Source organism: Bacillus sp. M5A3_1b (assembly GCF_053345335.1).
Map to the genome: position 1 here is coordinate 64,920 of NZ_JBKEZY010000012.1, position 26,808 is coordinate 91,727.

Consider the following 26,808-nt stretch of genomic DNA (forward strand, 5'->3'; position numbering starts at 1 on the left):
GTTTTTTGAATGTTCTATATATTCATCTTATCATAATAAATAAATGTATTGTAGACTATTAATCGGATTAGTTATTATTTATAATTAAGGAAAAAAATTACTAAAAAGGAGAATGTTATATGAATTTTTTATCGAAAAAGATTTTAACAGGGCTAATTGTGGGAGCTATGAGTATATCTGTATTAACTCCATCAATTAATGCTGAGATTAACGACTCGCAAAAAGAGGCAAACTCTACAGCTCAAATAATTGAAAAAAACACAGGAATCGATGATGTTTTAAAGGATTTTAAAATGGGATCAAAAGAAACAAAAATTATTGAAAATGCATCAGGTACAGTGAATATTCCAACTACATTAAACTCAGAACCTATTACTATTAAGGATAGAGCGGAATCTTTACATATTTCTCTTCCAGACCTGAATTCAAGTGAAGTTATTCAAACAGATAATGGAACTCTTATTTATCAAGATGAAAATCAACCAGCTGATTTAGCGGTACAAACTACTAAAGATGGTGTTCGATCGTTAATTAAAATTAAAAATCAATCCGCTCCAAAAGAGTATGAGTTTGCTATTGATATTCCAAGTGGTGGTAAACTAGTTGCATCTGCAGAATATTTGGGTGAAGAATTTGATACAGGCGAAGTATTTATAGTTGATTCGGAAAATATTATTCAAAGTGTCTTTTTACCAGCTTGGGCGAAAGATGCAAATGGAAAACCGGTTTCTACACACTATAAAATCGATGGGAATAAATTGATTCAAGTGGTAGATTTTGATGAAAACACTGCATTTCCAGTGATTGCTGATCCAGATTGGATGAAAATAGCTAAATGTTCAGGTGCTTTAGCTGCTTTTGTAGGTGGAAATTTAATTGCTGTTTCTAAATTAATTAAAATTAAACAATATATTAAATCATTAGGTGGTTTTGGTGAAGCTGCAAGAGCTCTTGTAGGAGCGTCTACTTGGGAAGAAAGAATGCGTGTTGGTGGAAAAGCTCTTGTAGGCCTAGCTGGAGAATTAACTGGTGCTACAGCTGTTTGGGCTGCATGTAAATAGGTTTTTTATGATGGAATGGATACTTGTAGGGATTAATGTTTTATTTGGCTTATTTATTTTGATATCTGGATTAATATATCTTAAAAATACAGTTATGACTTATAAAGAGGATATTGAAACTAAAAATAGTAATAAAGAATCTGATTTTTCTAGTGTAGTAGATATTGTTATTGTCTGTATTTTTATACTTATGCCAACTTGGATTAATAATTCGAAGGTTGATTTTTTAGTAGATATAATATTACCTGGTTTTATTATCGCAGGTGGCATAAAAAGCATTCAATATCTTTTTCCTAATAGGATATCAGGCACAAAATATCTAAAATATCTCATATTTATTATTTTAGGTGTTTTAAATGGAATACTTATTTAATGCTAAGATAGGAAACTAAAAAGTCTAGCTAGTAATACTAAAGTGAACCCGGATAGTGGTACATGAAAAAAACACCTTCTGAATTCGCATACTAAGTATGCAAATCCAATGGAGGTGTTTTTCGTTTGAAAACAAGAGTTTATTCCCCAGAAGAAATAAATTGGAAAGTGATTGAAATGAAAAAGGATGCTTATTCAAATTGTACTATTATGGGAAAACCTGGAATTAAAAATGTTTCCCAAATTAAGACATGGATGAAAAAGAATTTAGGAAACAGATGGTTTAGGTGGTTTGATAAGTGTCCCTTTTTCGGGGTCACTTCACTCTTGAGGGTGTTTCTTACGCCTTCTTAAGCAACAAATACATAAAGTAAGGAGCACCAATTAAAGCAACGACAATACCTGCTGGGATGCCATTAGGATCAACGATGTTTCGTCCGATTGTGTCTGCTAATAGCAATAGCCATCCGCCGATTAAAAGGGCGATAGGCATGAAAATTTGATGTCTTGGACCTACTAAAGATTTCGCGATATGAGGAGCCATTAGTCCGATAAAGCTAATTCCTCCTGTTACGGAAACAGCTGCAGCTGCAAGCGCAACGGCTGCAACTAATAAGTATCTGCGTTCTTTTTCAATTTCAATTCCAACACCGATTGCGACTGGCTCGTTTAATGCTAGGATGTTTAATCGATTTGCTTTATAGAAAACGAACGGAATTAATACGATTAACCATGGGAGCATTGCTAAAACGAAGATCCAGTCATCTCCCCAAATATTTCCGGCAATCCATTTTGAAATAAAGTCCACTTTCATACGATCAGCGGATGAAATAAGGACAATCATCATTCCAGATAGTGCAAATGAAAAACCGATACCAGTTAATGTTAATCGTATTGGCTGAAGTCCAGTTGATTTACTATATGAAAATACGTAAATTAGAATAGCTGTCAGAAAAGCCCCGATAAATCCAACGACAGGTAGTAAGTAAAGGAATGAACCTACATCTATTGGAAAGTATAAAAAGAAAATAGCGACAGCAACACCGGCCCCAGAGTTGATTCCGAGAATACCAGGTTCAGCTAAATCATTTCGAGTAATTCCTTGCAGAATAGCCCCTGATAAAGCGAGAGCCATACCAGCTAATAATGTAATAACAATTCTAGGTAGTCTTAAAGAGTATAAAACAAACTCCTCTTTAAAAGTCCCCTGTCCCATTAATGTTGGGAGTAGTCGATCATAAGATAAAGATGCTGCACCAAGTCCCATTCCAACTACAATGGTGGTGATGGTCAGTATTAGTAAAGCGAGTATAATAAGACGTTGTTTTCTTAGAATAGATTGCATCATGAGAATGTTTTTCCTCCTTTACGTACAACGAATAGGAAGAATGGCAGCCCTACAATTGCGACAATAGCGGCAACTGGTGTTTCGTATGGAGCGTTAATAGTACGTCCGATTGTATCTGCAAGTAGCATAAAGGAAGCTCCAGCAATTGCTGACATCGGTATAACAAATCGGTAATCTGGACCGACAATTGGGCGTACCATGTGAGGTACCATTAAACCGATAAATGCCATATTTCCGACAAGCGCTACAGAAGCACCAGCAAGTAAGATAATAATGATAAATAGAATGGTTTTAATAACAATAATTTTTTGACCTAGTCCAATAGCCACTTCTTCACTGAAGCTAAGAACTGTCAATTTTTTTGCTAGTAAGATAGCGATAAAGATACTAATTGAAATGACTGGAATAATAATTTTCAATTGGCCCCAAGTTGTTCCAATTACGCCCCCAGCAGTCCAAAGTGATACCTCTTGTGAAATTTTAAAGTAAATGCCGACACCTTCTGAAATTGCAAGGAGAAATGCGGAAACGGCAGCACCAGCTAATACAATTCGAAGAGGAGAGAGCCCACCTTTTTTCACCATGCCAATGCCAAATACCATAATTGCGCCAATTGCAGCACCGATAAAGCAAGCAAATGTTAAGTAAAGATAGCTGATGGAAGGGTTGAAGGCTAGCGTTAACGCTAGTGCAGCATTTGCTCCACCAGATAGCCCTAATAATCCAGGATCTGCAAGTGGATTTCGTGTTAATCCTTGCATAATTGCTCCAGAAACAGCAAGTCCAGCTCCTACAAAAATAGCAGCTACTTCACGTGGTAAACGAATTTCGCGAATAATAGATATTTTGTCCCCTTTAGCGGAGGATGTGAGCGCTAACCATACGTCTTTTATTGAAGTATCTGCGGCACCTAATACCATTGCCACCATAAAAATAAGAAAGAATGCAATTAAGCTCAAAATGAGTTTGTATGTAAAAGCTATAGAACGTGGATTGTCGTGATCTTTTGTCATTCGTTTCACATCTTTTCTGTTCATAGAATAAAGGAAGAGGAATTCTTAAATTAAGAATTCCTCATGTTTGTATTATTTACCAAGAAAGCTCTTCTTGAAGAAATCTAGTTGGAAATCTAATGTAAGTGGATCATTGAAATAGAATTCCATCATGTTTGCTTCATATACGCGATTATTTTTTACTGCTGGGATGTTTTTATATGATTCTGTCTCTTGGAATGAGTTATCAGTATCTTTGTTCTTACTTACGATTAAGTAATCACCAGCAAATTCAGGTAATACTTCAGTAGATAATGCGTAGTAACCTTCTTTTAATGCTTTTTCTTTTACTTTTTCAGGCATTTTTAATTTCATTTCTTGGTACAGAATTTCTGTTCCACGGCCCCAGTTCTCGCCGTATACATAAAGCTGTTTGTTGAAGTTTTCTACAACAGAAACTGTTGCATCTTCACCGATTTTTGCTTTAATTTCTTTACCAGCGTCTTGTGCACGTTTCTTGAAGTCATCAACCCAAGTTTTTGCTTCTTTTTCTTTGTTTAATAATTTACCGATTTCTAAATGCTGTGTTAAGTAATCAACTTTTCCGTAAGTGTACGTTACAGTAGGAGCGATTTTCTTTAACTTATCGACATTTTTAATATTTGATAAACCAATGATTAAATCTGGATTTAGTTCAGCGATTTTTTCAACGTTTTCATCTGATACTTCAGCAACATCTTTCAGTTTGCTATCAAAGCGTGGGTTTTGTTTAGACCATGAATCTACCCCAACAAGATTTACATCTAATGACATTACGTTACCAGCGAATGATGATAAAACAACAACGCGTTTTGGGTTTGCAGGAACTTCTACTTTACCATTTTCAGATTGGTATGTAATTGTTTCTGATTTACTACCTTTTGCATCGTTCTTTTTGTCTGTAGAGCCATTGCTACAAGCGCTCATAACAAGAACGAAAAGAACTGTTAGTGAAATAAATAACTTCTTCATAGTCTTTCTCCTTTAGCATAGATGATATGTGTATACAATAATTTGTTTAACTGCAATCTGTTTGAAAGAGTAGTGGTAATGCAAAATACTTATTAAAAATCTTGAATATGAGATTTTACAATATAGTATTAACCATATTAGTGAAAGAAGATGTAATCTCAAATTTGCTAATTATTAACAAAATGATAATGATTATCACTATTGATTCTTTAAATACTATAATTTTATATAGGTGTATTGTCAATAGTGATTTTGATTGTAAATTTTGCGGAAACAGGTTATATTTTATTGAGAATGATAATCAATAACTAGTAGCTGAGGAGTGACACGAATGAATCAAGAAGAATTGTTTGATGTAACTGTGATAGGCGGAGGACCTGCAGGGCTTTATTCAGCTTTTTATAGTGGACTCAGAGAGATGAAAACGAAAATAATAGAATTTCAACCACAGTTAGGTGGAAAAATACATGTTTACCCGGAGAAGATGATTTGGGATATTGGCGGACTATTACCGGTTACTGGTGAAAAATTAATTGAGCAACTGGTACAACAAGGTTTAACATTTCAGCCTGAAGTGGTATTGGATACAAAAATAGAATCGATTATTCGTAACGAAGATGGCACTTTCACATTAAAAACAAGCACTGGAGGAGAACATTTTTCAAAAACAGTGATTGTTGCAACTGGAAGTGGTATATTGAATCCACAAAAGTTATCAATTGAAGGTGCGGAGCGATTTGAGGTATCAAACTTAAATTATACAGTTAAATCGTTAAAACGTTTCAAAGATAAAACGGTCATTATTTCAGGCGGAGGTAACTCGGCAATTGATTGGGCAAATGAGTTAGAACCAATTGCGAAAAAGGTTTATTTAACATATAGAAAAGAAGAGTTATCTGGTCATGAAGCGCAAGTGAAGCAACTTATGAACAGCTCAGCGGAGTGTTTCTTTAATACCTCTATTACAAAATTAATTGCTGGTGATAATCATGAAGCAATTGAATATATAGAATTAACGAATCATGAAACAAGTGAAATTTCACATTTACCTATTGATGAAGTGATTATTAACCATGGATATGAACGTGACATTACGTTATTAGAAAATAGTGAGTTAGACGTTGCAATTATAGATAATTATTATATTGCAGGTAATGCGAATAGTGAGTCCTCTGTAGATGGATTATATGCTGCGGGAGATATTTTAAAGCACGAAGGGAAATTACACTTAATTGCGGGAGCATTCCAAGATGCTGGAAATGCTGTAAATAAAGCGAAACAATTTATTCAACCTGATGCAAGTGAGTACGGAATGGTTTCTTCGCATAATGAAGTATTTAAGAAGAGAAATCGTGAATTGATCAAGCAGATGATGAAATAATAAAGTGAAACTGTAATCAGTGGGGCCATAATCAGTGGGGCCATTCTCCGCTGATTATGGCCGCACACTAATAGCGGGATAAAGAAACAAGTAACCCCCATTTACTTCTCTATTCGAGTGACGAGAGAGGTAAATGGGGGTTTTCCTGTTTACTATATTTTCAATCATTATAATGACACCGGTTTCATCAGTTCATGTGATATGAACGTTTTATTTGTAAATCTTCCTAGAAAACAATGAATCTATGTTTTGCTGACGCAGAACAGTATTACATTATGCTGTCCCTTTAGCTCGTTCGTTAGGAAATGGCATATTTAATATAGACGCAATATACTGTTTTCCATGCATTCGAGCTAATGATTCTAATATTTGACGGACGCGTTTTGTAAGATGTCCTTGTCCCTTTATAGCTTCACAATATGCGTCATAGAAAGCGTATTTAGCCCAAAGGAAATCGTCTTGTTGGAATAAAAAATGATTTTTGTACCATTCCCCAATTGTATGGTAACAATTGTTTTCATGTATTACTGAGCTTTGAGAAAGAATACGATCAGATAAAGATGTAGTTAAATGAGAAATTGTGTTTTCTGTTTCAACCTGTAATGTTTTTTCTAACATTGTAATGATGTGACGAGTAGCCATATGTTAACTCTCCTTTGTGTAAATGGGTAATACCATTCTATATTTAAAAAATCCTTACTATATTATTATACAATATATGGAATGCATCCACCTTCTTTTTAAATTGCATTTACAAAATCTTTTTTATTTGTTTACAAAAATAAAGTAAGATACAGTATATAGGAAAAAATAATAAAGGAATGAACGCGTTGTATATAACAGTAGAAGAAGCTGCAGAGTATTTGAATTTACCAAAGTCGTATATTGAAGAGCTAATTCAGCAAAAGAAAATTCGTGCATTATTTGATGGAGAGCAATATTTATTAAATAAAGAACAATTCAATACACATTTAGAACAAATGGAGAAATATAAGCAATTAGTGGAAGATATATTGAACGAACCAATTCCAGAAGATATGGATGTTAAAGACGAAGATTAAACTATGGGAGATCCCGTATGAAGATATGCAGAAATGTATCTTCATACGGGATTTTTTTGAAGATATTAAAAGCCTAAGGAGCGTTTAGCATTTATTCGAATTTTGATAGGTAGTAGTCTACCATGTTAAAAGCATATTTTTTTCTAGCTAGGACAAACATAGAGAACGTAACCTGTACAGATACATATACTATCAGTGCAAAAGCTTATAAATTAATGGAAGGGGTTTTCTCGTGAGTTTATTTCATTGTGATTTTCTGAAAGATTTAATTGGATCTTTTGTAAGAGTAAACAGGGGTGGTCCAGAATCTCAAAAAGGGACAATAGTCGCAGTATGTTCGGATTACTTTGTATTAAAGAATGAAAAAGGAGAGCTCTATTACTATCAGATTCGTCATCTGAAAAGTGTTACAAAAAATGCGAAAGATTGTAAAGCAGATGATTGCGGATGGTTTGAATGTGAATGTGAAGATGACTTTGAAAAGCTACTTCAAAGCTTCAAATATCGCTGGGTGAAAATTAATCGTGGCGGTCCAGAGAAAGTTGAAGGTATTTTACAAGATGTTTCTTGTGAATTTGTTACATTAATTGTAAAAGAAGAAGTTATATTAGTTGCGGTATCCCATATTAAGAGTGTCACAGTAGAGTGTAAAGAGAGCGATGAGAGCGACGAGAGCGACGATAGTAAGGAAAGTAGCAATAATTCAGGTCGCGCTCGTGCACAAAGACAATCAAGTAGAGGAAGATAATAAGAAAGGGGATATAAATTTGGAGAGTGTATTATGCTGTGAGCAAATTAAATGTTTAGTCGGTGAGACTGTAAAAGTAAATCTCCGTGGACCAGAGAGTCGAGTGGGGGTACTTGTATCGTTAGGGAGAGATTATCTTACATTACAACTACCTCTTGGTGAATTAGTATATTACCAATTGAAACACGTGAAAAGTCTAGTGAAGAAAGTGAAAGAAAGTAAATGTGGCGATTGCTATGTTTCATGCTTCTGTTCTGATGATGATACTTTTGTCGATGTATTACGTGACTTGAAGTATAAGTGGGTAAAGATTAATCGTGGTGGCCCAGAGTGCGTGGAAGGTTTATTAAGTGAAGTGCATGAAGAATGTATTACACTAGTAAACTGCGATGAAGTTATTTATATCATTAATTATCATATTAAGAGTGTAAGTCAAATAGTTAAATGTAAAAAGAATGAAGAAGAATAATGTTTGATAAATAAGAGGGGCATTATGGTTGAAGGTGAAGAACGATTTCTTATTTCGGATAGTATGAAAAGGAAGTCCTTACTCTTAAGACGGAACATTGCCCCTGATTATTTTTTGGAATGGAGAATAGGAAAGCAAAAAATTTATAGGAAGGAGGATATAGATGAATGAATTAAACAAAAGTATTGGAGAAAATATATATGTTAAACTAATCGGTGAAAAAAGATTTAAAGGTGTATTAATAGACGTAGGAAATGATATTGTTGTTCTTTACAATGGACAAGACTACGTATATATATCTTTATACCATGTACAATATTATAAATTTTTAAGACCATATGATGAGGAAATATCAAAACCAGATGTTGATTCTGTAATTAAGAGGGAATCGCCTTCTATTTCTTTAAGAAAAGTATTAAGCACTTCTAAAGGGATTTTTACAGAGGTTTATGTAGCAGGAAATGCTCCAATACATGGTTATGTTACAAGTGTAATGAACGATTATATTGTTTTTTATAGTCCAGTTTACAAAACAGTATATATATCTTTAAAGCATTTGAAATGGTTAATTCCGTATAAAGAAAATCAAGTCCCGTACGCCCTCAATAAAAATGAACTCCCCGTGAATCCATTAAATATTACGTTAGCTAGAACATTTGAAGAACAGCTAATTAAAATGTCCGGCAAAATCATGGTGTTCGATTTAGGTGAGGAATCTAATAAAATCGGAAAGATGGCAAAGATTGATGAAGGGCATATTGAAATATTAAAAGCACGTGATGCAAAAATGTATGTGAATATTCAACATGTGAAATCTGTCCATTGTCCGTAGACTAGTTGAAAGGGCTGGCTTTTTCTTTTATATGCAGAAGAAAAGGTCGAGCCTATTTATTTAGTTTGATTTGGATGTGAGGGGAAAAATGAATTGAATATAAATGTATTAGCCAGATCTATGAAGAGCTAATCTTGTGCAAAATTATAAAAAATATGTACGAGCCATTTTTTCATATATTCAATTTATTTTTTTGAGGGAGAACTGTTCAACTACTATATTAAAGGGGTTTTGTTGGTGGAACAGTTTTCAAATTCGTTATCGATTACATTGCTTGGTAGTGCTGGTGGAGCAGCAAAAGCAGTTTTAGCAATTTTAAATCAAGCGATAGCAAATGAAAAAGACCCGATTTATGAAGCGATAAAGAATGTTACATTTCATTTGGTTGATATAAAACAAAAAGATAGGACGTATTATGACGAGTTGTTTCCAAATTTGAAAGATCAATTGTTTTTATATGAAATTGACCTTCAAGATGTAGTGAAATTCAAACAACATTTGAAAGAAAAAAGCACGGGTGTTGTTATTGATGTTTCGGGGGCAGATACAATCAGAGTATTAAGTTGTTGTAATGAACTTGGAATTTGTTATATTAATTCAGCTTTGGAAAATGAGGAAGTAGATCAGGACGATAGTTTAATCGGTTTTCAGCTTACGGAAAGATATACGAGGTTTGAGAAGGAGAAAGAGAAATTTACAAATACAAAAGCAATTATAGGCTCAGGTATGAATCCAGGTGTTGTTCAATGGATGGTTGTTGAACTTATGAAGGAACGTCCAAAAGAAAAGCCAAGAGCATGTTATATAGTAGAACATGATACGTCATTTTTAAATGATACAGCACTTATAAAGCCTCATACACTTTATGCTTCATGGGCAGTAGAGCGATTTCTAGACGAAGCGATATGGAGTTATCCGATGTATATGAGTCATCATCGTCCTCTTTATTTTTATGAAGATGTATATGCTTCAGAGTATAAAGTAAAGTTAGGAGAGAAAGAGTTTTATGGCTGTTTAATGCCACATGAGGAAGTTTTAATTTTAGGAAAAAACTTCAATATGGAAGTGGGTTTTCTTTACCGAATTAATGAGTATACGACTAATGTAATTAGACAGAACTTAGATCAAGTAGAAGATTTATGGAGTTGGAAGCGTAAAGTATTTAATCCAGCCGAAGAAGAGATTGCCGGCGAGGATCTAGTAGGTGTATTACTCGTTTATGAAAATAGTGAGACATATATGTATAACGTGATGAATAGCAGTCAAGTTTTTCATAAATATAAAACGAATGCGACTTACTTCCAAGTAGGATGCGGAATTTATGCTGGCTTGTGTAGTTTACTGTTCGATAACTTTAAACAAGGTGCCTATTATGTAGAGGAATTATTATTAAATACAGAGAGTAAGTACGGGGAATATTTGAATTTATATATGAAGGATTTTGTAGTGGGCGGAAATGACTTTACGGATGGATTGCTACATGATCGGGTAAGATGGATATAAGTTGTGACGAAAAGGAAGGGGAAATCTCCTTCCTTTTCGTATGATAAGGTTACATCTTACCCTGAAAGCAATTTCATACTTATAATTTAAGGAGATAATATGTAGGGCTTTTGTATTGAGTATGAGGAGTATTTATATGAACAAATTTAAAAGCTTGATATATGAGGAAAGAGAAGCTTTTAAAGTATTTAAAAAAATTAACGGATTTGTTAGAGAAAATCGGTAAAGCTTTTTACAAAACAAAGGAGAATGGTACGGGACTGGGGTTAATGATTACATATAAAATCATTGAGGAACATCAAGGAAGTATCGCGATTCAAAGTAGCATGGGAATAGGAACGAAAGAGGAAATTTTTTTACCGACAGCATAATGTGCTAGAGAAAAATATTTTTCAGAAAAGTGTTCTTGTTGTGTAAATATAAACATTTTATAAAATGTTTCAAGAAGGGTTTTTTTTATAAAATACTTCGTTTATAATGGAGGAAAATATCGACATGAGATTTGTTATTCATGTAACGGTTCGGTAGTGTTAGAGAAAGAAGGGGTGCACGCGCATCCTTTTTTCTATGCAGATATTATGAAAGAGGTGGTATGATGGAATTAACATTAAATTCGACTGTATGTTTACACACGATTCAATTTCGAAAAGAGCAAAAGAATTATATTGTAAAAGATACAATTACAGGAGAAAAATATGAAATGCCGCCACTTTGGATTGATGCATTGGCAATGATGCGTGACGGTTTTTTATTGGGGGAAATTGAGGAGAAATTAAAAGAAGAGTATCCAGATGAAGAAATAAATATGTTAGCATTTACGAGGCAACTGTTAGAGCTAGAGCTTGTCGGAATGGTAGATGGGGAAGAAATAGCTTGTACAAAGAAGAAAGAGAAAGATTATTTAGCTTGGTTACGTCCTCGTGTCGAGCAATTCTTTCTTAGTTTAAATAAAAAAAATAGAAGCAAAGGTCAGTGATGATCTTTGCTTTTTTGTATAGTTTGTTTAAAAAATTACAGCGAATGCCCTTGCGAAAGCACCGTCGCTATCTTTAATTTTTAAAGGTGCCGCTGAGAAAAAGAAACGTTTCGTGTTAATTGCATCTAAGTTGGTTAAGTTTTCGATTAAATAAATATTATTCCCAAGTAGTATGTGATGAATTGGCGATGTTTCTGTCGTTACCTCATCAGGAGAGATGAAATCTAAACCGACAGATTTTACTTTTAATTGAACTAGTTCTTCAGCTAATTCTTCAGAAAGATAAAAAGCTTCTTTCTCATATGCTTCTGTATTCCATTTCGTAGAGAGATTGGAATGGAAAATGACAATATCACCTTCTTTTATGTCAGCGTTGTGTAATACTTCTTTAGGTATTTTTCGTTCTTGTACATGAGTTACATCAATAAGAACAGCTTCGCCTACAAATTGATCTAGGGGTAATTGATCAATAGTCGTTGCGCCTGAAATGAAATGAGCAGGAGCATCACAATGCGTGCCAACATGAACGACAGAATGAAAGTCTGTAACTTGATAGCCTGTCTCTTCAACGCTTGTAATGGCTCCTAAATTGATTTTTGGTGTTCCAGGGAATTGGGACATATTGTTTTCAAATGTTTGTGATAGGTCAATTACTTTCATTTTAAATACCTCCAATATATGTTTTGAAATAAAAAAACTCACCTTTCATAATCAAGAAAGATGAGTTTTGTACACAATAGTTACGTTTTATCTTTCAAAATGCAATGCATTTTGCAGGAATTAGCACCTATTCAGTTTGTATAAACTGAGGTTGCTGGGCGTCAAAGGGCCGGTCCCTCTGCCTCTCTTGATAAAGACATATTAAGTTTTCATTTCTGAATATTCACTACTTTTTAAATTGTAATTCATTTCCTTTTTTCGTGCAATACAAAATAGGTATTCACCCAAATAAAGTTGCTCGCATATTGTAGCTTATGTAAATAGAATGCTGCGAAGGAGTGAGTGCAGTGACAGGGAATGTATTGAATTATTACGCTGGTGGAAATACAGCTAGAGGATTTCATAATTTATACGATGAGAATTTAAAAGGGCTAAACAGGTTATTTATTTTAAAGGGTGGTCCTGGGACCGGGAAATCTTCTTTAATCAAAGCAATAGGTCGCGAGTGGGTTGAAAAAGGATATGATATTGAATTTTTACACTGCTCTTCTGATAATAAATCGGTTGATGGTGTAATTATCCCGAAGTTAAAAGTAGGAATTGTTGATGGAACATCACCGCATGTTATTGAGCCGAAAATGCCAGGAGTTGTGGAAGAGTATATTAATTTAGGGGTTGCTTGGGACTCAGATAAATTAAGAAAGCAGAAGGTGGAAATTGAACGATTTGTTTCAGAAGCAAGCAAGGCTTTTCAAACTGCTTACGCTTGTTTTAACGAGGCACTAGTTATACATGACGAGTGGGAGAAAATATATATTAATAATATTGATTTTAATAAAGCAAATGAACTAACCGATCAGCTGATTCAGAAGTTATTTACAGATAAAGGCGGGAAACAATCGCTTGTGAAACATCGGTTTTTAGGGGCAGCTACACCGAAAGGAGCAGTTGATTTTGTTCCTAATTTAACAGAGGGATTACCACATCGTTATTTTATAAAAGGACGCCCAGGATCTGGGAAATCAACAATGCTTAAAAAATTAGCTAAGGCAGCAGAAGAAAAAGGATTTGAAGTTGAAGTATATCATTGTGGATTTGATCCAAATAGTCTTGATATGGTTATCGTAAGAGAATTAGGGTTTGCAATTTTTGATAGCACCGCACCACATGAATATTTTCCGAGCCGCGAAGGTGATGAAATTATAGATATGTATGCCTTGATTGTGACACCAGGGACAGATGAGAAGTATGCGACAGAAATTCGTGACGTGTCGATTCAATATAAAGCAAAAATGAATGAGGCGATGTCTTTCTTAGCGAAAGCGAAATCAGTTCGTGATAAATTAGAACGAATATATATTGCTGCTATGGATTTTTCAAAAGTAGATGCATATAAAGAGGAGATTCAAAAAGAGTTTGAACGAATTGCGGTTAGTGTAAAAGAAAAGAACAAGTAAAAAATAAAGGATTTTGGTAGGCTGTCGGGAATTTTCTGACAGCTATTTTAGTATGTAGTAAAATTAGGGGTATATTTGTCGAATTTCCAAGGAAATAATCAAAAAATGGAGAGGGTATGAAATGAGAGAGAAAATTAGAGTGGAGTTAGCAAGAATTGAACAAGAGAATGATGTGAAAATTTTATTTGCAGTGGAATCAGGGAGTCGTGCTTGGGGATTTCCATCGAAAGATAGTGATTATGATGTTAGATTTGTTTATATGCATCCGGTAGAGTGGTATTTATCAATTCATGATAAACGAGATGTAATTGAGTATCCGATTAGTGATGATTTAGATATAAGCGGATGGGATATAAAAAAGGCGTTACAGTTATTCGCAAAGTCAAACCCAGCTTTACTCGAATGGATTCGATCACCGATTTTCTATTCGAAAAACTCTCATTTTCCAGAACAGCTTCAGCAAATGAGTGATAAGCACTTTGATCCAAAAGCAACGATATATCATTACTTACATATGGCTTCAAAAAATTATCGTGAATTTTTGCAAGGTGAGAACGTAAAATTGAAAAAATACTTTTATGTATTGCGTCCTATTTTAGCTTGTAAGTGGCTAGAGGAGAAAACAACTTTACCACCTGTAGAATTCGATCGATTGATTACAGAATTATCGTTAGAACGTAGCGTATTAGATGAAATTGAACAGTTGTTAATAAAGAAAAAGGCAGGTACTGAATTAGATGTTGGATTAAAAATTGAGGTGTTGAATCAATTTTTAGAAGAACAAATTCATTACTATCAGCAATATGTAAAAGGAATTGAAAAGGGATCAGGAATTGATATTGAGAGTTTAAATACATTGTTTCGAGATATGTTGTTTGAAGTATATGAAAAAGAGCACAAGTGAGTTTGTGCTCTTTTTTTATTTTGTAGGAATAAAGAAAACAGATATAGCTGCAAGAAGACCCGCGAATGAGAATAAGTAAAAATTCCATGCTAAGTCATATTGCATTGTCATAATAATACCGACAAGAATAGGACCAGCAATCGCACCAACTCGGCCAAGTCCAAGTCCCCAGCCTAAGGAGGTAGCTCGGATATGGGATGGGAAGTATTGTGTTACATATGCATTTAATATTTGAGTAATACCGACTGATCCAATTCCAGCAAGGCCGATTAAAAGATAAATGATTGTAACAGATGGTTTAATTGTTAATAGTCCAATACATATAGCTGCCATAAGATAGGAGATGCTAATAACAAATTTAGCCCCTATACGATCCGCGATTGCTCCAGCAAATAATGCACCGATAGCGGCAGTAACATTTAGCATAAGTAAAAATGATAGACTAGATCCAAGAGGGTATCCTGCTTGGCGCATCATCTGCGGTAACCAAGTGTTTAAACCGTATATTAAAAACATTCCCATTATATAAGTAATCCAAAAAAGCAGCGTCGCTTTTATGTACTCTTTTGAGAATAACGTAAGAAATCCATTTTTCTTTCGTATATTAGGTGGGGCTTGATGAGTTTCCTCTTTTGCATTGAATTCAATTTGAAAACGATTAAGGATTTGTTCCACTTCTTCTTGTCGATTACGTGATAACAAAAATTGAATGGATTCAGGTAAATAACGAATGATGAAAGGAATGAGGAGTAGTGGAATCATTCCGATGCCAAACATAATTCTCCATCCGAAATCTTCTAACATAAACATAGACAAAATAGCACCTAACACGATACCTAAAGGATAGCCAGTAAACATAAGAGCATAAATAAAAGATTGTCGCTTTTTTGGTGAATATTCAACAGTAAGTGCTGAAGCTGTTGGAATAACACCGCCTAATCCGATTCCTCCGATAAATCGAGATAAACCAAATAGTTCAGGGGAAGGAGCAAGTGCAGCAAGGCCCATTGTGATGGAGAAAAGTGCTAAACAGCATATAAGCGTCCATTTTCGTCCAATTAGATCTGTAATGGTTCCAACTAGAATAGCACCAATAAACATCCCAAATAAAGCATAGCTAGCAATTGTACCAGCGTGTGCTGGTGAAAGTGCCCAGCTTTTGTCTTCTAGGAGCTTTGGCAGAACGGCACCGTAAATACCTAAATCATATCCATCAGCTAGAATGGCTAGCCAACAAATAAAAACAACAAGTTTTGTAATAGAGCTTGAAAAGATAGTTTTTGTAGATTCTAGATGAGGTGGAGCTGAAGTTTGCATAGTATTCCCTCCTTTTATTTATAGATAAATATATTATTTTATTTGATGTTAATATTTCCCTTATTATGTCGGAGTTTATCTGAAAAGGTTTTATAACAAATAAAGAAGTTCAACAGGATTCCTGTTGAACTTCTTTATTTGTTTACTCATGATCAACTCGTTTTAACGGTTGATCTGCTGGACCTTCCATAACATCTCCCTCAATTGAAAAGCGGGAACCATGGCAAGGGCAGTCCCAAGTACAATCACCATTATTCCATTCAACTTCGCAGCCGAGATGTGTACAAGTTGTATCGACAATATGTAATTTCCCATCTTTGTCCTTATAAGCACCTGCTCGTTTCCCATTAACATGTACGACAGATCCTTCACCAACTTCGAGATCTTCTGGCTTACGTAATGTGGTTTCAATCTTTCCTTCAATTAAATGTTTCGCAACATCAATGTTCTGGGAGAGGAATGTTTTTATATCTGGATTTGCATGGAAGCGTGATGGTGCATACAGTTCCTTATAGGGATTGTGGACTTTTAGAATGGAGTCCTTCAGTAAATGAGCGGCAGCAGTTCCAGTTGTCATTCCCCATTTACGATATCCAGTTGCAACAAATATATTTGGATTTCTTTCGTTAATATGTCCGATATAAGGAAGCTTATCTAGCGTGATTAAATCTTGTGCTGACCATCTATAGGGAACTTCATCTACTCCAAACGTTGCTTCCGCAAAAGAATACAGTGCTTCATAATGAAGCATTGTGTTTATTCCTTGTCCTGTTTTATGACTTTCTCCGCCAATTAAAATTAATTTTTCCCCATTGTTTGTTGTATAGCGCAAGGAACGTTTTGGGTCATCAATACTTAAATACATGCCACCTGGATAATCTGTTTTTGCTTTAATGGCAAGAGCATAAGAGCGTTCTGCGTACATTCGCGTAAAGAAAAAGCTATTCGCATCATAGAAAGGAAAATGTGAACAAGAGACAACATATTCACAAGTGATGCGATGTCCGCTCTTTGTAATGATTTGTGGATAATCACCCTTTTCCACATCAATAGCTGTTGTTTGTTCATAAACTTTTCCACCCATCTCCACAAATTTTTCTAAAAGTGTTTTCAAATAAAGGAGGGGATGGAATTGTCCTTGTTTTTTCATGACAAGTGCAGATTGTACTGGAATCTGAATCGATAGAGATTGAACATAGTCACAAGGTATATTTAATTTTTGATAGGCTTCATATTCTTTTGATAAATTTCTTAATCCATTATCAGTAGTTGTATATAAAAATGAATCTTCATTTGAGAAATTACAGTCGATTTTATATGTTTTCACTGTCTCATTTATGAATTGTAGAGCATGATTATTTGATTCATAGTAAAGTCTCGCTTTTTCCAAACCAAAATGATTTATTAATTCATCATAAATAAGATCGTGTTGTGCTGTTACCTTTGCTGTTGTATGCCCAGTCGTTCCATTTAAAATAAGACCAGAATCAATTAAAACAACATCGATGCCTTCTTTCGCAAGTAAATAGGCAGTAGTAATACCTGTAATACCGGCACCGATAACGGCAACTTTTGTCTTTACATTTTCAGATAAAGGGGGAAAAGCAGGGATTTGAGTAGATTCAATCCAATAAGATAATGGGAATTGTGGAAATGTATCGCTTGTCATTATAGAACCCTCCCGATTTTAGAACAATTTTCCTTTTAATATTTCCATAAGATATGAAATTCATGTGTGCTGTTTTAGAGAGAGCCTATTTTTATTAAAAGAAAGATAAAATTATTTTAATATAATTTTGGTGTTGTCGGTATGAAGAGATAGGAGTTGTGCAAAGCTAGATTCAGGTGAGTTTATTTGTTGTGTACACAGAGAGTTCTTGAATAAGATAGAGTCTATAGTATGTCAGCATATATATATGCATAATGGATAAAACCCTATAAAATCTATGTTTTTTCTTTAGTGGAATAAAGTATGATTATAAAAATATAACCAACTTTTATTACTAGGTCATAAAAGTTGTTGACAATATGGAAATTCTATTGATATGATTCATCATGTGGAAAGGTTGATAGAGAGTAAAAAGAGAAATGTTTTTCATTGATAATAAAAGCGAAAAGATAAGTGACGATAGAGTGAGTATATTTTCCTTATACATAGATGCTTTTTAATCAGCTAGTAAAATCAATCTGGAAGCAAGAATTGATATATGTAAGTTGCGCAAGACGCGGCATAAGAAAGGGGCAAAAGGATGAAGGAGCTTCATACGTTTGGGTGGTATGCAGCACGTGTATCACCACATTTGCCGAAAAAAGCATTTAAACCAGTTCCTACACGTTTATTTGGTGGACTGGCTTATTTGCTTGTGGCATTGGCGGGGTTAATATCGATTGGTGTATTTGAATTGAATGTGTGGGCGAATCTAGGAATTGCGATTGTTCTTGGATTATGTTTTGCTTCACTTGGATTTTTAGGACATGAAATTTTACATGGAACTGTTGTAAGAAAAGCATGGCTTCGTGATTTTTTAGGCGCGATAGCATTTATGCCATTATCAACTGGCCCGAAGCTTTGGAGAAAGTGGCATAATGCAACGCATCATGTTCATACACAACATGAAGAAAATGATCCAGATGCATGGCCTACACTTGAGAAACTGAAAAAGAGTAAGTTTTTAAGGTGGGTATATCGCATGCCTCTTCATGTTCGTTCATTCTTTAGTTTTCTGTCACTAACCATTCAATTTACGTTACATTCGACTCGAATGTTCTTTCATTTTATAAAGGAATTTAAGTCATCCAATCAAAAATCTGTATGGCTTCAACTTCTTTTGCCTTGGACTGTTTGGATTAGTTTATTGTTTATTATGGGACCTGGAAAATGGTTATTTGCATATGTAATTCCATTGTTAATTGCTAACTTTATTGTAATGGCATATATCGCAACAAATCATCGATTAAATCCAATTGTTCCAGTAAATGATCCGTTAGCGAACTGTTTATCAGTAACAGTGCCGCACTGGGTAGACGTTTTACATTTCAATTTCTCATATCATACAGAACACCATTTGTTCCCTGCTATGAGCTCTAAATACTATCCGTTAGTAAAAGAGAAAATTAAAGAAATGTGGCCGGAACGCTATCATGAGATGCCAATGACAAAAGCTTTGGCAGCGCTATGGAATACACCACGTGTGTATTATCAAGGAAGTGAATTAGTGGATCCGCATAGAGAGCATTTCTATGGTTCTTTAGGAAATGGACTAGATCCTCATAATATTTCATATCGTGAGGAACATATAGAGGAAGAAGAGAGTATTAAAAAAGTAAATCAGTAAAAATTGATATATTTTGCAGTGAAAAAGCAAGCCATTTCAGGCTTGCTTTTTTTATAAAGAGACTTCTTTTTTATTCTTTTTGCTAAATTGAACTGAATTGGTTTCTTTTCTTTGTAATCGTTTCTCTAAAAGATTAACAAAATAAGTAAATAGAAGAACAAGTACGAGGTAATATAAACCAACGATTATGTATGTATCTAGTTGTTGGAAGTTACTTGCAGCAATTGATAAACCTGATCCCCATAATTCGGACAACCCTACATATGCAACGAGAGAAGAGTCCTTTAATCCAATAATAAACTGATTTCCTAAAGGAGGAAGAGATTGACGAAATGCTTGCGGTAATACAATACGGCGCATTGCTAAAGGATAAGGCATACCTAAAGAACGAGCGGCTTCCAATTGTCCACGGTCGACAGATTGAATGGAACCGCGGAAAATTTCAGTAATATATGCACCGTTATGGATTGCTAAAGCAATTGCTCCTGCCCAAAAAGGAGTGAAGACAATAATCGATGTAATACCGAAATAGAGAATGGCAATTTGAACAATTAAAGGTGTACCACGAATAATGGCGATATATACATGAGCAATACTATTTAAAATCTTATTGTTAGAGATTCGAAAAAAAGCGAATAGTAATCCAATTAGTGAACCAAGTAATAAGGATGTTAGTGTTAATTGTAATGTGACAATAGTAGCCTTTAAGAGTGTGGGATAAGTAGACATAAAAATTTCAAACATATGTGTCACCTCATATTGTATGGATTTTGGTAGGGAATGAAATACCCCACATAAAAAGTGGGGCATAATGTATGAAACATTTGACTAGCTAATTTACTTCGTTTTTTCTTTTTCACCGAGAATATTACGCCCAAACCATTTTTTACTGATCTTTTCATACGTACCATCTTTAATGATTTCATCTAAAGCTTTATTTACTTTCTCAACCATTTCTTTATCATCTTTACGAATAGCAATTCCCATTTCATCAAGATTTAATGGTTTTCCAGCTTCTTTTATATTTGATTTACCTTCTTTGATCATACGTAAACCGACCATTTGATCAGTGATTACTGCATCAATACGCCCAGGCTCTAAGTCCATAAGTGCAGTAATATCGCTGTCATATTCTGTGATTTGATCTGTATGTTTTGCAACAAGGTCTTTAAAGGTACTAGCTTTTACAACACCAATTTTCTTACCTTTCAAATCTTCTGGAGAAGAGATAGATGTATTCTTTTTAGCCACAAAAATTTGGGCACCAGAACGATAATAAGGATTTGAGAAACTAACAGCTTTTAAGCGTTCTTCTGTAATTGCCATACTGCCCAATATAGCATCATATTTTTTCGATTGTAGACCTTGAATTAGCGTTTCCCATGGATTTGTAATAGGAGTGGGTTTCATATTCATTTTTTTCGCAAGTGCCTCACCAATTTCCACATCAAAACCAGCAAGCTTTCCGTCATTTTCTTTATAGTTAAAAGGTTTATATAAGCCACTCATCGCATAACGAAATTCTTTTTCACCATTTGAAGAAGTAGTAGCACTTTCCTTACTACAGGCTCCTAGTATGAAGGATGTACATAATGTAATACTCGCAACAATGGTTAATAGTTTTCTTTTCATAAAACCCCTCCTATATATTGATCATACGGATGGTTTTAAGTATGTTACTGAGATATTTTATTTGGACAATTAGTTGTGCACCGTATGAATGTATTTCTTTTCATTTGAAACAGAAGTTACATTATAAAACGTTGCGTAAAAATTGTTTTGCTCGTTCATGTGATGGAGCTGAAAAGAATTGAGCTGGCGGAGCGTCCTCTACAATCTTTCCGTCATCCATAAATATGACGCGATCAGCTACATCTCTTGCGAAATTCATTTCATGAGTAACGATAATCATGGTCATTCCTTCTTCAGCAAGTTCTTTCATAACTTGCAATACTTCTCCAACAAGTTCAGGATCTAAGGCTGAGGTAGGTTCATCAAATAGCATAATTTTAGGATTCATAGCAAGAGCTCGTGCAATGGCAATACGCTGTTTTTGACCACCTGATAGGAGGTGGGGAGTTACATCTGCTTTATCTTGTAGGCCGACTTTTTGCAAAAGCTGATTTCCAATTTCCTTTGCATTTGTTGTTTCTAATTTTTTTACATGGATAGGTGCTTCTATGATGTTTTCTAGTGAGGTCATATGAGGAAAGAGGTTAAAGTGCTGAAAAACCATTCCGACATTTTCACGGACTTTGTTTAAATTTGAATGCTGTGGATCAATTCGTTCACCTTGTAAATGAATTTCACCTTCATCGTACATTTCTAAAAAGTTAAGACAGCGAAGTAATGTACTTTTACCGGAACCACTGGCACCAATTAAAACAACAACTTCTTTTTCTTTTACTTCTAAATCAATTCCTTTTAAAACATCAAGTGAGCCAAATGATTTTACTAGATTTCGAACCTGAATCATACAAAACCCCCAGTCAAAATATATTTTACAAATGTTGACCCTTATTTCTGTTATTAGTCATAAATTGTCAGAATCCTTTATTTTTTTCGGGTAATTTGATATTCAAGGGAATAATGATTTTTAAAATCCCTATATCTTTCTATAACGAAAATATGGATAATAATATATAGATAGTATGTATATTATTTATGGGGAGGAATGAGAAATGGAAAAGGAGAAGAAAACTTTTTCCTTTGGTTTACGTACACAACTTATGCTATTTACTACAGTTTTAGCTTTTATTACATATTCAACAAGTATATTTTTTATTTACGTGATATACGATTATTTTCAAAGTTATGTAAGTCAAACTGTTTATAATATTATCGTTATGTTATTAGGTGTAGTATGGTCTGGAATTTTAGCGTATGGAGCAGCAATCTTTTTAATTAAACCACTTCGAAAGTTGGAGGAGGCTGCAAGGAAAGCGGCCGATGGCGATATTCGTGAAGATGTCCCGTTACCAAAAACAGATGATGAGATTAAATCTTTAAGTGTTGCATTTAATATGATGCTAGGGAACTTAAGAGGTATGGTAAAAAATATTGATACTACATTTTCGTATACAAATAATCAAGTTCAGCAAATTAGAAGGCAAACAGGGGAAGCAACAAAACAAGCACGAGGTGTGTCTGAAACCCTTGCAGAGATTTCTTCTGGCGCTGAGCAATCAGCAGCTTCCATTCAGGCGATTGTTTCTGCTGTTGATACAACAACTTCTATTGCGAGTGAAGTAGAAGAAAAAGCAAAACAGTCTGACGAGCTGTCTTTAGAAATGGTTCAAGCTTTAGGGCAAAGTACACGAGTCTTTACTTCTTTAATTCAAGGTATTCAAACATTGGCAAAAGAAAATGAAAATTCGATGCAAAATGTACAGAAATTAGAAGAACGAATGAAACAAGTAGAACATATTGTTTCTGTTGTGAGTGAGATTGCTAGTCAAACGAATTTATTAGCACTGAATGCTTCTATTGAGGCGGCTCGTGCTGGAGAGCATGGAAGGGGCTTTGCAGTCGTAGCTGAAGAAGTACGTAAACTTGCCGATGAAAGCGATCATTCTGCAAGAAATATATCGCAGTTATTACGGAATATGCAAGAAGAAGTGCAACAAGTCGCATTGAAAATGACAGAGCAAGTGAAAACGGCTAAAGAAGAGGCGAAACGTGGGGAAGCTACTGAATTAATTTTAAAAGAAATGTCATCAAGTATTATGGAAGTTGCCGATGCAACGAAGCAAATTAGTGGCTATATGAACGAACAAGTGAGTCACATTCATCAAACCGGAGCACAGACGAAGGCTGTAGCAGCAATTGCTGAGGAAACATCAGCTGGTTCACAAGAAGTAGCACGTGTGACGTTGCAACAATCTAAAAATATGGTAGTAATCGATCAATTGTTAAAGGATTTAGAAAAGCAAGCAGCAGACTTGAAACAAACAATTGAACGATTTTCAATGTAAAAAGGAAGAACAGCATTCTGTTCTTCCTTTTTTTACGTATGAAAGGGTGGGATACTTTGTTGAAAACGAAAAACATTGCAAGGATCATATATGGTTTTCACTTTACGCAATCTTTGAAAGTTAGGGCCGTAATAACTAGTTTGCCAATTTTTAATGTCGATATCGGGCCAATTGACATAGTCACCTAGTGTATAAGGATCTAAGCTTTCTCGTAAATCTTTAACCCAGTGTATATTGCGATTTTCTTCATCATCGCATTTCCAAGAGGTAATGTATTCTTGCGCAATAATTGCTTTACGATGGAAATAAGCTGTTTCAGTAGGGGGAATATTTTCAACAGCACCTACAAGCGATTGGTGCCAAATACTCGCATCTTTATTTGGAGCATGAGAAAGAAAATGTTGCATGATTTGAATTCCTTTAAGGGGAATCGGTTTATATACATAGGAACCGGAGCGCTTGAAGTTTTCAGGGATGTTACCACTATTAAAAAATTCAACAGCCTTTATATAAGGAACTTCATCTATAAAGAGAGAGGGGGTACCAGTTTCAAGAAGAGGAGATAATAAGGAATGGAGTTCAGAGGGGGAGCCAACAAATTCACCTTTTACTTCAATTTTATTTCGTTGCTTTGCGAATAATTCAATTGATGAAGTGAGACGTTTGTCTATATAAGGTGCCCAGTTTTGCCACGCTTGAAATGCAGCGATAAAATCTTCCCATTCCCATGTAATTGAGAAGATTGATACATTTTTTATAGGATGGACTCGAAAAGTTAAAGAAGTAACAATTCCGAAGTTTCCACCACCACCGCAGCACGCCCAAAACAAGTTATGGTTTTCATGTTCGTTTGCGCGAAGGATTTTTGCTCCAAATTTACCACACGCTTGTACTATTTCAACTTCTACTAATTGATCACATGTTAATCCAAATAGGCGTGAAAGCATACCGATGCCACCGCCAAGGGCTAACCCAACAATTCCAACGTTTGCACTTGTACCAGCCGGTATTGTCACACCAAAAGTCCAAAGCTCTTTATAAACAGTGCCAAGATTTGCACCAGCTTCAATTGTTGCTGTTAATTTATCTGTATTAACAGTAATACGATGCATTTCACTCACATCAATAATAAGTCCTCTATTTAAAAGAGAAAAATTTTCATAGCTATGACGTCCGCTTCTTAAGCGAAATGGTACATGACATTCGCGTGCCCATTTTAAGGCGTTACAGACATCATTTTGATTTTGACAAAAAACAATAACGCAAGGGAGTTTTGGAATGCTTAAATTTAAATTCATTCGGGCTACGTCATAGTCCGGGTCTGAAGGAACGACGATACGACCTGTTAATTTTGTTTGTTTCAATTTATCACTCCTTTCTAAAACAAGCAGTGCTTTTTATTAATATATGAAAAGTGTATGTAACGTGCGTGGACAAGAGCAGGTGAGGAATGAGATTTGCTTTTGTGAGAAATAAATAAAGCATAAGAATAAGGAATCTACATAGAGTTCAATGAAAACAGTTGCAAACTATTTATATTTTGTTATGATAGTGTTACGAAAACGTTTGCATAAAATTCTGATGGGATGCAAAAGGAGAGAATGACTATGAAAAAGACATGGTGGAAAGAAGCGGTTGCGTATCAAATTTATCCGCGTAGCTTTATGGATTCAAATGGTGATGGTATTGGAGATTTACAAGGTATTATTGCAAAACTGGATTATTTAAAAGATTTAGGTATAGATGTAATTTGGATTTGTCCAATGTATAAGTCACCTAATGATGATAATGGCTATGACATTAGTGATTATCAAGATATCATGGATGAATTTGGTACGATGGAAGACTTTGATGCTTTACTAGATGAAGTTCATAAGCGTGATATGAAGCTTATTATTGATTTAGTTATTAATCATACGAGTGATGAACATCCATGGTTTATTGAGTCACGTTCATCTAAAGACAATCCGAAGCGTGATTGGTATATTTGGCATGATGGTAAAGATGGTGCGGAACCAAACAACTGGGAAAGTATTTTTAATGGTTCGGCATGGGAATATGATGAAGTAACAGGACAATATTATTTACACTTATTCTCGCGTAAACAACCAGATTTAAACTGGGAGAATAAAGAAGTTCGCGAAGTGTTATACGATACAGTTAATTGGTGGCTTGATAAAGGAATTGATGGTTTCCGAGTGGATGCAATCAGCCATATTAAAAAAGAAGATGGTTTCAAAGATATGCCAAATCCAAAAGAATTAAAGTATGTACCATCTTTTGATAAACATATGAATGTGGATGGTATTCAACCTTTATTAGAAGAGTTAAAAGAAAATACGTTTTCTAAGTATGATATTATGACTGTTGGTGAAGCGAATGGCGTTAAGATTGAAGATGCTGAGCTTTGGGTTGGAGAAGAGAAAGGTAAGTTCAATATGGTATTCCAATTCGAACATTTAAGTTTATGGGATGCAGAAAAGAAGAAAGATCTTGATGTTGTAGGTTTGAAAAAGGTATTAACGAAATGGCAAAAAGGGTTAGAAAATAAAGGATGGAATGCTTTATATATTGAGAATCACGATAAGCCACGTATCGTTTCAACTTGGGGAGACGATAAACAATATTGGCGTGAAAGTGCAACAGCTCTTGGAGCAATGTATTTCTTTATGCACGGTACACCGTTTATTTATCAAGGACAAGAAATTGGGATGACAAATGTTCAATTCCCAAATATTGAAGATTATGATGATGTAGCAATTAAAAATTTATATCGAGAGAAAATTGCAGAGGGCGTATCACATCAAGATATGATGGAAATTATATGGGCTTCTTGCCGCGATAATTCACGTACACCTATGCAGTGGAACGATGAAATGAATGCTGGCTTTACAACAGGTGCATCTTGGTTTGGTATGAATCCAAACTATAAAGAAATTAATGTTGAAAAGCAAAAGAATGAAGAGAACTCTATTTTCAATTTCTATAAGAAAATGATTGCCTTGAAAAAAGAGCACGATGTACTGAATTACGGTACGTATGATTTACTTTTAGAAGATGATCCGCAAATTTATGCATATACTCGTACATTAAACGATGAAAAAATCGTTGTAATTAGTAATATTTCAAAAGAGGTAGCTGTGTATAATGAAGGTTCATTTGCACTAGAACGCAAACGTTTGCTTTTAAATAACTATAAAGTTGCGGAAAATGAACAAGTAACTTCAATCACGTTAAAACCTTATGAAACAAGGGTTTATCGCATTTCATAATAAAAAAGGATGCTCTTAGAGCATCTTTTTTTATGAAAAAAAATAAATTTCTATTGCAAAGTGAAAACGCTTTTATTAAAATAGATTTATGAAAACGGTTGCGTAAAGGATAAAAATAAAGTAACGTAAGGAATC

25 protein-coding genes, 2 pseudogenes and 1 riboswitch are annotated in these 26,808 nt (G+C 34.6%); of the genes and pseudogenes, 16 read left to right on the plus strand and 11 right to left on the minus strand.

The annotated features are described in order from the left end of the window. Window positions 1-119: 119 nt before the first annotated feature. Window positions 120-1,061: a hypothetical protein gene (locus ACLBWW_RS24980; RefSeq protein ID WP_447614290.1), complete on the plus strand. Its 942-nt coding sequence runs from the start codon at window positions 120-122 to the stop codon at window positions 1,059-1,061. Next, window positions 1,030-1,434 (plus strand): hypothetical protein, encoded by a 405-nt coding sequence (locus tag ACLBWW_RS24985; protein ID WP_223265779.1) that lies wholly within the window; start codon window positions 1,030-1,032, stop codon window positions 1,432-1,434. The genes ACLBWW_RS24980 and ACLBWW_RS24985 overlap by 32 nt, the downstream gene beginning before the upstream one ends. A 339-nt stretch (window positions 1,435-1,773) precedes the next feature. Here the strand turns inward: ACLBWW_RS24985 and ACLBWW_RS24990 are convergent, their stop codons facing one another. Genes ACLBWW_RS24990 through ACLBWW_RS25000 form a run of 3 tightly spaced genes read right to left on the minus strand, consistent with a single transcriptional unit; the run spans window position 1,774 to window position 4,784 of the window. Then, complete coding sequence (locus tag ACLBWW_RS24990; RefSeq protein WP_048541994.1) at window positions 1,774-2,781, minus strand: FecCD family ABC transporter permease; 1,008 nt, start codon at window positions 2,779-2,781, stop codon at window positions 1,774-1,776. Next, on the minus strand, window positions 2,778-3,818 hold the full coding sequence (locus ACLBWW_RS24995) for a FecCD family ABC transporter permease (RefSeq protein WP_048541986.1): 1,041 nt from the start codon (window positions 3,816-3,818) through the stop codon (window positions 2,778-2,780). Before ACLBWW_RS24995 ends, ACLBWW_RS24990 begins: the two co-directional genes overlap by 4 nt. A 48-nt stretch (window positions 3,819-3,866) precedes the next feature. Further along, window positions 3,867-4,784: an iron-hydroxamate ABC transporter substrate-binding protein gene (locus ACLBWW_RS25000; RefSeq protein ID WP_000732569.1), complete on the minus strand. Its 918-nt coding sequence runs from the start codon at window positions 4,782-4,784 to the stop codon at window positions 3,867-3,869. 331 nt (window positions 4,785-5,115) lie between these two features. Here ACLBWW_RS25000 and ACLBWW_RS25005 point away from each other — a divergent pair, with 331 nt between their 5' ends. Beyond that, window positions 5,116-6,165, plus strand: coding sequence for an NAD(P)/FAD-dependent oxidoreductase (locus tag ACLBWW_RS25005; RefSeq protein ID WP_048541985.1), 1,050 nt, complete (start codon window positions 5,116-5,118; stop codon window positions 6,163-6,165). Between the two features lie 273 nt (window positions 6,166-6,438). Here the strand turns inward: ACLBWW_RS25005 and ACLBWW_RS25010 are convergent, their stop codons facing one another. Next, entirely contained in the window at window positions 6,439-6,807 is a 369-nt protein-coding gene (locus tag ACLBWW_RS25010; RefSeq protein WP_048541984.1) for a hypothetical protein, read from the minus strand. A 179-nt stretch (window positions 6,808-6,986) separates the two neighbouring features. Here ACLBWW_RS25010 and ACLBWW_RS25015 point away from each other — a divergent pair, with 179 nt between their 5' ends. The 7 genes and pseudogenes from ACLBWW_RS25015 to ACLBWW_RS25045 all read left to right on the plus strand — a co-directional run bounded on the left by ACLBWW_RS25015 (window position 6,987) and on the right by ACLBWW_RS25045 (window position 11,754). Beyond that, the gene (locus ACLBWW_RS25015; protein ID WP_002006755.1) at window positions 6,987-7,226 is read left to right on the plus strand and encodes a helix-turn-helix domain-containing protein; all 240 of its coding nucleotides are present in this window, start codon (window positions 6,987-6,989) and stop codon (window positions 7,224-7,226) included. Window positions 7,227-7,458: 232 nt separating this feature from the next. Beyond that, the gene (locus tag ACLBWW_RS25020; protein ID WP_048541983.1) at window positions 7,459-7,974 is read left to right on the plus strand and encodes a hypothetical protein; all 516 of its coding nucleotides are present in this window, start codon (window positions 7,459-7,461) and stop codon (window positions 7,972-7,974) included. Between the two features lie 19 nt (window positions 7,975-7,993). Beyond that, window positions 7,994-8,443, plus strand: a complete 450-nt coding sequence (locus ACLBWW_RS25025; protein WP_048541980.1) for a hypothetical protein — start codon at window positions 7,994-7,996, stop codon at window positions 8,441-8,443. A gap of 163 nt (window positions 8,444-8,606) precedes the next feature. After that, a complete protein-coding gene (locus tag ACLBWW_RS25030; RefSeq protein WP_001004279.1) occupies window positions 8,607-9,275 on the plus strand; it encodes a hypothetical protein in 669 nt (222 codons plus the stop codon). Window positions 9,276-9,512: 237 nt separating this feature from the next. Continuing rightward, a complete protein-coding gene (locus ACLBWW_RS25035) occupies window positions 9,513-10,778 on the plus strand; it encodes an S-adenosylmethionine decarboxylase related protein (protein ID WP_098633425.1) in 1,266 nt (421 codons plus the stop codon). A 209-nt stretch (window positions 10,779-10,987) separates the two neighbouring features. Continuing rightward, window positions 10,988-11,149 (plus strand): annotated as a pseudogene (locus ACLBWW_RS25040) (ATP-binding protein); the annotation flags it as partial. A gap of 224 nt (window positions 11,150-11,373) precedes the next feature. Then, window positions 11,374-11,754, plus strand: a complete 381-nt coding sequence (locus ACLBWW_RS25045) for a hypothetical protein (RefSeq protein ID WP_000424111.1) — start codon at window positions 11,374-11,376, stop codon at window positions 11,752-11,754. 27 nt (window positions 11,755-11,781) lie between these two features. On the opposite strand, the gene ACLBWW_RS25050 is transcribed toward ACLBWW_RS25045, so the two are convergent. Then, a complete protein-coding gene (locus ACLBWW_RS25050; RefSeq protein ID WP_048541972.1) occupies window positions 11,782-12,414 on the minus strand; it encodes a cyclase family protein in 633 nt (210 codons plus the stop codon). Between the two features lie 84 nt (window positions 12,415-12,498). Further along, window positions 12,499-12,611: riboswitch (SAM riboswitch) on the minus strand. A 150-nt stretch (window positions 12,612-12,761) separates the two neighbouring features. Between ACLBWW_RS25050 and ACLBWW_RS25055 the strand changes: the two genes are divergently transcribed. Beyond that, complete coding sequence (locus ACLBWW_RS25055) at window positions 12,762-13,871, plus strand: PRK06851 family protein (RefSeq protein ID WP_048541970.1); 1,110 nt, start codon at window positions 12,762-12,764, stop codon at window positions 13,869-13,871. 121 nt (window positions 13,872-13,992) lie between these two features. After that, entirely contained in the window at window positions 13,993-14,775 is a 783-nt protein-coding gene (locus ACLBWW_RS25060; protein WP_048541968.1) for a nucleotidyltransferase domain-containing protein, read from the plus strand. Between the two features lie 15 nt (window positions 14,776-14,790). Here ACLBWW_RS25060 and ACLBWW_RS25065 read toward each other — a convergent pair whose 3' ends face one another. Both ACLBWW_RS25065 and ACLBWW_RS25070 read right to left on the minus strand, forming a co-directional pair. Next, window positions 14,791-16,092: an MFS transporter gene (locus ACLBWW_RS25065; protein ID WP_048541964.1), complete on the minus strand. Its 1,302-nt coding sequence runs from the start codon at window positions 16,090-16,092 to the stop codon at window positions 14,791-14,793. Window positions 16,093-16,234: 142 nt separating this feature from the next. Next, window positions 16,235-17,761 carry an FAD-dependent oxidoreductase gene (locus tag ACLBWW_RS25070; protein WP_048541963.1) on the minus strand — a complete coding sequence of 509 codons (1,527 nt, stop codon included), beginning with the start codon at window positions 17,759-17,761 and terminating at the stop codon, window positions 16,235-16,237. 580 nt (window positions 17,762-18,341) lie between these two features. On the opposite strand from ACLBWW_RS25070, the gene ACLBWW_RS25075 reads away from it, so the two are divergent. Then, window positions 18,342-19,427, plus strand: a complete 1,086-nt coding sequence (locus ACLBWW_RS25075) for a fatty acid desaturase family protein (RefSeq protein WP_048541961.1) — start codon at window positions 18,342-18,344, stop codon at window positions 19,425-19,427. Between the two features lie 51 nt (window positions 19,428-19,478). On the opposite strand, the gene ACLBWW_RS25080 is transcribed toward ACLBWW_RS25075, so the two are convergent. The 3 genes from ACLBWW_RS25080 to ACLBWW_RS25090 form a co-directional block, all read right to left on the minus strand. Beyond that, complete coding sequence (locus tag ACLBWW_RS25080; protein WP_000461606.1) at window positions 19,479-20,171, minus strand: amino acid ABC transporter permease; 693 nt, start codon at window positions 20,169-20,171, stop codon at window positions 19,479-19,481. A 93-nt stretch (window positions 20,172-20,264) separates the two neighbouring features. Beyond that, a complete protein-coding gene (locus tag ACLBWW_RS25085) occupies window positions 20,265-21,059 on the minus strand; it encodes an ABC transporter substrate-binding protein (protein WP_048541958.1) in 795 nt (264 codons plus the stop codon). Window positions 21,060-21,180: 121 nt separating this feature from the next. Beyond that, entirely contained in the window at window positions 21,181-21,903 is a 723-nt protein-coding gene (locus ACLBWW_RS25090) for an amino acid ABC transporter ATP-binding protein (protein ID WP_048541956.1), read from the minus strand. Window positions 21,904-22,273: 370 nt separating this feature from the next. Between ACLBWW_RS25090 and ACLBWW_RS25095 the strand changes: the two are divergent. Together ACLBWW_RS25095 and ACLBWW_RS25100 are read left to right on the plus strand one after the other, a co-directional pair. Next, window positions 22,274-22,459, plus strand: a pseudogene (locus ACLBWW_RS25095) (HAMP domain-containing protein); the annotation flags it as partial. A gap of 15 nt (window positions 22,460-22,474) precedes the next feature. Beyond that, window positions 22,475-23,401 (plus strand): methyl-accepting chemotaxis protein, encoded by a 927-nt coding sequence (locus tag ACLBWW_RS25100; protein ID WP_407707385.1) that lies wholly within the window; start codon window positions 22,475-22,477, stop codon window positions 23,399-23,401. Between the two features lie 32 nt (window positions 23,402-23,433). Here ACLBWW_RS25100 and ACLBWW_RS25105 read toward each other — a convergent pair whose 3' ends face one another. Further along, window positions 23,434-24,765, minus strand: a complete 1,332-nt coding sequence (locus tag ACLBWW_RS25105; RefSeq protein ID WP_447614291.1) for an FAD-binding oxidoreductase — start codon at window positions 24,763-24,765, stop codon at window positions 23,434-23,436. Between the two features lie 243 nt (window positions 24,766-25,008). Between ACLBWW_RS25105 and ACLBWW_RS25110 the strand changes: the two genes are divergently transcribed. Continuing rightward, entirely contained in the window at window positions 25,009-26,673 is a 1,665-nt protein-coding gene (locus ACLBWW_RS25110) for a glycoside hydrolase family 13 protein (protein ID WP_048541949.1), read from the plus strand. Window positions 26,674-26,808 lie beyond the last annotated feature (135 nt).